The organism is Collinsella sp. AM23-17 (genome assembly GCF_003470945.1).
Taxonomy (GTDB): domain Bacteria; phylum Actinomycetota; class Coriobacteriia; order Coriobacteriales; family Coriobacteriaceae; genus Collinsella; species Collinsella aerofaciens_O.
Window position 1 is genome coordinate 1 of record NZ_QRHU01000038.1, and the last position, 7,293, is coordinate 7,293.

Below are 7,293 nucleotides of genomic sequence, written 5' to 3' on the forward strand. Positions count from 1 at the left end.
TTCCGCACGCAAAGAAGGCCACTTAATGTGGCCTTCGTCTTGCGCAGGACTGTAGAGCAGGAAACCTTATATCCGGCCCCTCCGTCCGGGGACCGCGCCGTACCAGCTACAGCGTCATGTTTGGATCGGCGTCGACGTCGAACGGCGAGATTTCTCCTCGGTCGAATTTACGGCGGGCAACCTCTGCGATCATGGCGGCGTTGTCGGTGCACGCCGAAAGCGGTGGCACCGTTACGCGGATCCCCTGACGCCCAAGCTTCTTGATCATCATCTCGCGCAGATGCGGATTAGCCGAGACGCCGCCGCCGATGCAGTATTCCTTGCATCCGGTGGCATGCAGGGCGTTTTTGGCCTTCTTGTACTGCACGTCAAAGACCGCCGCCTCAAACGAAGCCGCCAGGTCGGGCAGGTGAATCGTTCGGCCGGCCTTGGTCTCCTGCTCGATATAGAGCGTCACAGCGGTTTTAAGGCCCGAAAGCGAGAAACGATAGTCTCCCCTGCTGTTAAGCGCACGGGGGAAATCAATCGCGCGGGGATTGCCCGTCTCGGCCAGCTTGGAAATGATGGGGCCACCGGGATAGCCCAGGCCCAGCGCCTTGGCCACCTTGTCAAAGGCCTCGCCCACGGCGTCGTCGAGCGTCTCGCCGAGCACCTCGTAGTCACCCCACGCCTTCACGTGCACGAGCATGGTGTGCCCACCCGAGACAAGCGTGAAGATAAACGGCGGTTTGAGGTCGGGTTGCGCCAGCAGGTTGGCAAACAGATGGCCCTCAAGATGATTGACGCACACGAGCGGCTTGCCGGCAGCGTAGGCAAAGCCCTTGGCGAAGGCGACGCCAACCACGAGCGCGCCCACCAGGCCCGGACCCTGCGTCACGCCCACAGCGGCAAGCTCGCTTGGCGCAATGGCTCCACCCGTAAGGCCCAGCGACGCTGCGGCGTCTTCAAGCGCCGCATCCACGACACTCACGATGACCTCGACGTGCTTGCGCGAGGCGATCTCGGGCACCACGCCGCCAAAGCGTGCATGAAAATCAATCTGCGTCGACACCTGGTTGGCCAGCATATTGCCGTCCGCATCGATAATCGCCACGGCCGTCTCGTCGCAGGAGCTCTCGATGGCAAGTACCAGGCGACGGCGCTCGATTTCGGCACGCTCCTCAACGGTGCGCTCGGGCACGGGCAGCGGCCATGCACGCTGTTCGGCAGCAGTTGGCTCGGGCGAGGCATTGTCGAGAGGAAGCACCAGGGGCAGCGGCGCCGTCATGACGATGGCGTCCTTGCCGGCACCGTAGTAGCCGCGACGACGGCCCGCCTCGGTAAAGCCCAGAGCGGTATAGAGCGCAATCGCGTCCTCATTGCCGTCCTCAACCTCAAGCGAAGCCGTGGTACAGCCGAGCATCTGGGCGTCATAGCTCACGTGCGACAGCAGCTTGCGGGCAATGCCCTCGCGACGATGCGCCGAATCAACGGCAACGTCCATGATCTGTACGTCACCATCGACAACCATACCGCCGGCAAGGCCCAGGAGCTGGCCATCATCGTGAGCAACCCACCAGCTGCGCGGAGCGGCAACGTCCTGACCCAGCTCGGACAGGAACATGCTCGGGGTCCACGCCTCGTGCCCGGCGCCTTCAAAGCTGGCTGCCTCCAGCGCGCTCGCACCCTCGGCATCAGCCGCACCCATGGGGCGGAACTGCAGATGGCGACCGGCGAGCTCATCGGCCACGCCCGTAATTTCACTCTGCGCGCTCTCGGCAAGCCCAAGACGCCTGCGCTCGTTTTCCTCGGCATCCGAAAGGCGCGTATAGATCGGCAGGATGCGGGCCGGGTCTCCGTCGCCCGCAGCATGCGCAAGGAGCAGGCCCTCGCCCGAAGGCCACCACAGGTCGCGCTCCACGCAGCGGGCAATCTCCTCCTCACGCAAAAGCTTGCCGTAACGTACCAAGCCGTCGCCCGTCAGCCTCATTTGATCCCAGCCGGCGGCCTCGCGCCACTCATCGAGCGCCACGGCGGCCTTGACCACGCTCTCGCGCTCAAATAGACGCTCGGGGCCTTCGTCCCCCAGCACATACAGCGCCGGGTACACCTCGCCGCGCATGGCGTCGGCAAGAACACCAAGCTTGCCGCGCACGCCGGCCTTCCATGCCGTCCAGGCGCAAGCATCGAGCGTCGACACACCCAGCAACGGCACATTGGCACCGCGCGCCAGACCCTTTGCGGTGGAGATGCCGATACGCACGCCCGTAAACGAGCCGGGACCGCGACCGACCACATAACAGCCGACATCGCTGCGATCCAGGCCGGCCTGCTTCAGTACGTCATCAACAGTATTCACGAGCTCCACGTTGGCATGACGGCGACACAGATGGTCCTCACTTACCAGCTTCGCCTCGCCTGCCTGCACATCAATCCAGCTTACCGCGCAGGCAAGCATGTCAGTCGAAGTATCGAGCGCCACCACCGGCGCGTTGTCCCTATGCAAGCTCATCTTGTACAGCCCTATCAATCAAATCGGAAAGCTCCGTCGCGCGCTCGCCGTGAGCCTCAAGCGTAATCGTTCGCACGTCGCTGTTGTCCTCGTCACGCTTAAGCGTCACCGAGAGATACTCATCCGTCAGCTCGTCCTGGAATTGTTCGCCCCATTCCAGCAGGCAAGCACCCTCATAGCCCAGCACATCGAAAATGCCCGTATCCTCGAGCTCGTAGGCATGCTCCAGGCGGTATAGATCAAAGTGAAACAGCGGAATACGACCTTGATCGTGAACGGCCATGAGCGCAAACGTAGGACTCGTAACCATATGCCCATCGCCCAGCCCGCGCGAGACGCCCTTGGTAAAGTGGGTTTTGCCCACCCCGAGGCCGCCGGTCAAAATCAGCACATCGCCATCTTCCAGGCACGGCGCGACCAGCTCGCCAAAATGCTCCGTATCGGCAGAGCAAGCCGTTTTATAAATACCTACCCCCAGGCGTTCCAGGGACATATATGCTCCTTATTATTCCGAGGCACCCTCTGGCGCGGGATGCCGCTCCAGATAGTCGCCCAGCATCTTAAAGTCTTCCTCCAGCAGCTCCTGCCACGCCGGATTACGCAGCGCCGCCGCCGGATGGAACGTGGGCATCACCACAAAATGCCCCATCTGATGGAACCTGCCGCGCAGCTTGGTGATGCCAATCTCGGTCTTAAGCACAAAGTGCGTCGCGGGGTTACCGAGCGTCACGATGATATCGGGCCAAATGCTTCGAATCTGCTCACGCAAAAACGGTGAACAGGCCAGCACTTCCTCGGGCCGAGGATTGCGATTTCCCGGTGGGCGACACTTAAGCACGTTGGCAATGTAGACGTCTTCGCGCTTGAGGCCAGCCAGCGACAGGATGCCGTTGAGATCCTCGCCCGCCGCCCCCACAAACGGTTCGCCTTGCAGATCCTCGTTACGCCCCGGCGCCTCGCCGATAAACATGACGCGGGCGTGGGGGTTTCCCACACCAAACACGATGTTATGACGCGACTGATAGAGCTGGCAGAGATGGCAGTCGCCTAAAACAGCCTCAATCTCCTCGAGCGCAACCTCGCGCGGCGCTTGGTGACTATGTCCGGGGATGTCCATGACACCCATAGTGGCTCCTACACGTAGACCTTGTCGAGGCGCATGCCAAAGCCGCAAGCAACCTCGTAGTTAATCGTGCCGCGCAGGCGCGCCATCTCGTCCATGGTGATCTCGGCATCACCATCGCGGCCAACAATGATCATCTCGTCGCCATGCTCGGCCTCGGGAATCTCATGCGCCGGATTGGACTGGATGGCAACCATAAACTGGTCCATGCAGATGTTACCCACCTGACGCACACGTTCACCGCGATACAGCACGTCCATACGATTGGAGAGCGTACGCGAAAGACCATCGGCATATCCGATCGGCAGCGTGCAGATCTGAACGCGTGTGCGCGGTACGCGGTAGGTAAAACCGTAGCCCACGCCCTCACCCATCGCAGGATGCGCCACACGCGTCACGCGCGCATGGACGCTCATAACAGGATCGAGCTTCATCACGCGGCCGCTCAGCTCGCATGGCTGCATGCCGTACAAGCCAACGCCGGCGCGAATCATATCAAAATGCATCGAGGGATCGAGCATCGAGGACGGCGTGTTGGCACAGTGCACGATACCGCACTCAAAACCCGCGTCCTTAATGGCTTGAACGGCCTCGGTAAAGCGCTGGCACTGCAGCTTATAGTCCCAACCCGAAGGTTCATCGGCCGTGGCGAAGTGCGTAAAGACGCCATCACACTGGATACCGCGATGGAAGCTAATACCACGAACAAAGTCGAGCACCTGCGTGTAGTGAACACCGATGCGGTTCATGCCCGTCTCGATGGCTAGATGGTACTTACCCACCTTGCCTGCCGCGACAGCGTACTCGCCATAGGCAAGGGCGAAATCGGACGTATAGACCGAAGGCATGATATCGAACTCGAGCAACGTCGGAATGGCCTCGATAGGCGGCTCGCTTAGGATGAGGATGGGTTTCGTGATCCCGCCCTGTCGGAGCTCAACGCCTTCACTAACCGTCGCCACGGCAAACATGTCGGCACCGGCCGAATACATAATTTTGGCGCACTCGACGGCACCATGGCCATAGGCATCGGCCTTGACCACGCAGCACAGTCGCTGACGTGGATCGAGCAGGTTCTTGTAAGCCCTCGTGTTGCGGCGAAGCGCCCCTCGGTCAATCTCAACCCAGGACCAGCGCGTCAAATCGGCTTTATTCATGATTAGTCATCCGACCCTTCGTCCATGATTCCCAGATCATCGAGTGCATCCTTTGCCGCCAATTCCATGGCAGGACCGATCAAGTCGATCAGATCGGTCGCAATAACACTCTTCTCACCGTACTCCGTTGCCGCGACAAAACCCGCGTAGCTGTGAAGCGCAACGGCATACGAATACAGCAGCTCCCAACGATCCATCTCATCACGCATGGTAGCCAGTGTGCCGGCCAAAATGCCCGCAAGAACATCGCCCGAACCGGCAGTCGCCAACGACGCCGGACCCGAGAGCGGCAAAAGCACGCGCTCAACGCCACAGATAGCCGTCGTCGGTCCCTTGGCAATAACCACGAGATTGTCGGAGCCGGCAGCCCAGACAACCTTCTGCGCGGCCGCGATTGCAGTCCCCAGATCGTTAACCTCGTCACCGGCAACCAAGCGCGAAAGCTCGCGATAGTGCGGCGTCATGACGAGTGGTTGCTCGCGGCGGTACATCTCAGGGTTGCTATCGATACCGTCGATAGCAATCTTAGAAAGGCAGTTGAGCGCATCGGCATCAAGGATCAGCGGCACATCAAGCTCCAACAAGCCCGAAACCACCTGCATGGCACCGGCAGACGTCGTCATGCCGGGACCGCACAGTACGCAGCTGTACTTCTTTGCAATCTCGCACACGGTCATACGAGCAGCGGCACCAAAAGAGCCGCGGGAATCGGACGGAATAGCAAAAACCGGAATCGAGGGGAGTGCCATACGAATAAGATTGGCACACGCATCAGGCGTCGCGACAGCCACATAGCCGGCACCCGCACGGGCAGCAGACTTGGCGGCCATAATGGCAGCGCCAGGATACTGCGCCGAGCCGGCAACAATAAGGACGGAACCGCGAGAATACTTATCGATATTCGTGGGCAGCGGAGCAAAGAAATCCACCAGATCACCGGGCTCGACAATCTCGGCGGCATGGTCGACATCATCGATGACCTCATCAAGGCGATCATAGAGGCCACCGCACACCAGATCACCGGCGTACTCTGGGCCATCAGCGCTGTAGAGGCCAATCTTGGGCGTGATCATCGTGACCGTGCGCTCGGCACGGATGCAGTCGTCGTCGACAACACCGGTCTCGGCATTCAGACCCGAAGGAACATCGATGGACACCACATGGTCGGCGCAGTCGTTAACTGTCGGAATCCAGATGGAGAACGGTGCACGCAGGTCACCGTGGAAACCGGTACCAAAAATAGCGTCAACAACAACGTCGGCCTTATCGATCAAAACCTCAAGCTCATCACGCGAGGGACCAACGCAAACGTGCACATCGCGGCCGGCAGTTCGACGAGCAACATGACGTGCCAGAGCAGCAGGAATCTCATCCGGCTCAACCGGAGAAACGATATCCACGTCCACACCCTTGTGGCTCAGGATATCGGCGGCAACCCAACCGTCGCCGCCATTATTACCAAAACCGACCAGAACGAGAACCCGATCGGGATTGAGCTTCAAGACCTCGTTGGCGGCAAACTCACCCGCTAGCTCCATAAGCTCGGCCTTCGAAGTCCCTTCGCGTTCGATGATATCCTCGAGACGAACGACTTCTTCGGTACTCAAAACCGGTTTCATCTATGCTCCTAGCGTATCTTGCGAAGCATCGCCCAGGTGCTCCGTCAATGCTGAATTCTGCAGCTGCTCAAGCTCATCTAAAACAGAGCGAGCCTCTTTAAATGTCTGCGCAACGCGTTTCTTGTTGCTCACTTTTTCTTCCTTAGGCTTAGGTCGAGCATCCTCGGTGATTGCAATGGAATTAGCGACAGCCAAGTCACCCGTAAGGGTAATAGAAAGAGCGACCTCAACAACACCCAGTTCTTGAGCGATCTCGAGAGCACGGCCCGAAAGCAGCGCCTTCGGTTTGCCGAGTTTATCACGCGTTACCGAAACATCCTTGCGACCCACGCCTTGACTAAAACCCGTGCCGAGAGCTTTAAGCACCGCCTCGCGCGAAGCAAAGCGGCTCGCATAGTGAGCAGCGGGACGCGATGATGCATCGCAATACGCACGCTCTTCTTCGGTAAACACACGCCGAGCAAACGACGGCGTCTTTTCAAGAATTGATCTCATGCGGGAAATCTCGACGATATCAACGCCGATACCAGCTTCAGCCATGTTCACCTCCATATCGCACAGACTAAGTTATTGTAGCCCGTTCGCAGAAGATGCGACAAACGAGGGTTATAAAACACAGCTACTATGTGAGACAAATTGCCCGAGATACAAATCAGAACCACCCTTAAAAAGGGTGGTTTGCTCTTAGGGTATAACCCACGGGCCCCGGGCTCGCGTCTAAAGGCGCGGGCCCGGACTTCGTCCAGGCCTAGTGCATCTTGACCCGTGGCGCGCCGGTCGAACCGGCAGCATCACCCCCTCTTGAAGGGGTCCTCGTACTCCTTCACGCTCAGCTTGTCCAGTGCGATGTCGTGGGACTCCTGCTCCCTGATGTACTTGGCGATCGTCGCCTCGTTCAGGCCG

At 59.5% G+C, this 7,293-nt stretch carries 6 protein-coding genes; all 6 read right to left on the minus strand.

Annotation, left to right across the window (positions count from 1 at the left end):
* Positions 1–106: 106 nt before the first annotated feature.
* From tsaD to acpS, 6 genes are read right to left on the minus strand one after another with little or no spacing between them, the layout of a single operon-like run.
* Positions 107–2,491 (minus strand): tRNA (adenosine(37)-N6)-threonylcarbamoyltransferase complex transferase subunit TsaD, encoded by a 2,385-nt coding sequence (gene tsaD / locus DW645_RS09600; RefSeq protein WP_118227331.1) that lies wholly within the window; start codon positions 2,489–2,491, stop codon positions 107–109.
* A complete protein-coding gene (tsaE, locus tag DW645_RS09605) occupies positions 2,478–2,984 on the minus strand; it encodes a tRNA (adenosine(37)-N6)-threonylcarbamoyltransferase complex ATPase subunit type 1 TsaE (protein WP_118227332.1) in 507 nt (168 codons plus the stop codon). Before tsaE ends, tsaD begins: the two co-directional genes overlap by 14 nt.
* A 12-nt stretch (positions 2,985–2,996) precedes the next feature.
* Positions 2,997–3,617, minus strand: a complete 621-nt coding sequence (locus tag DW645_RS09610; RefSeq protein WP_118227333.1) for a uracil-DNA glycosylase — start codon at positions 3,615–3,617, stop codon at positions 2,997–2,999.
* A gap of 8 nt (positions 3,618–3,625) precedes the next feature.
* Positions 3,626–4,771 carry an alanine racemase gene (alr, locus tag DW645_RS09615; protein WP_118227334.1) on the minus strand — a complete coding sequence of 382 codons (1,146 nt, stop codon included), beginning with the start codon at positions 4,769–4,771 and terminating at the stop codon, positions 3,626–3,628.
* A gap of 2 nt (positions 4,772–4,773) precedes the next feature.
* A complete protein-coding gene (locus tag DW645_RS09620; RefSeq protein WP_118227335.1) occupies positions 4,774–6,390 on the minus strand; it encodes an NAD(P)H-hydrate dehydratase in 1,617 nt (538 codons plus the stop codon).
* Positions 6,391–6,930: a holo-ACP synthase gene (gene acpS, locus DW645_RS09625; protein ID WP_118227336.1), complete on the minus strand. Its 540-nt coding sequence runs from the start codon at positions 6,928–6,930 to the stop codon at positions 6,391–6,393.
* Positions 6,931–7,293: the final 363 nt, after the last annotated feature.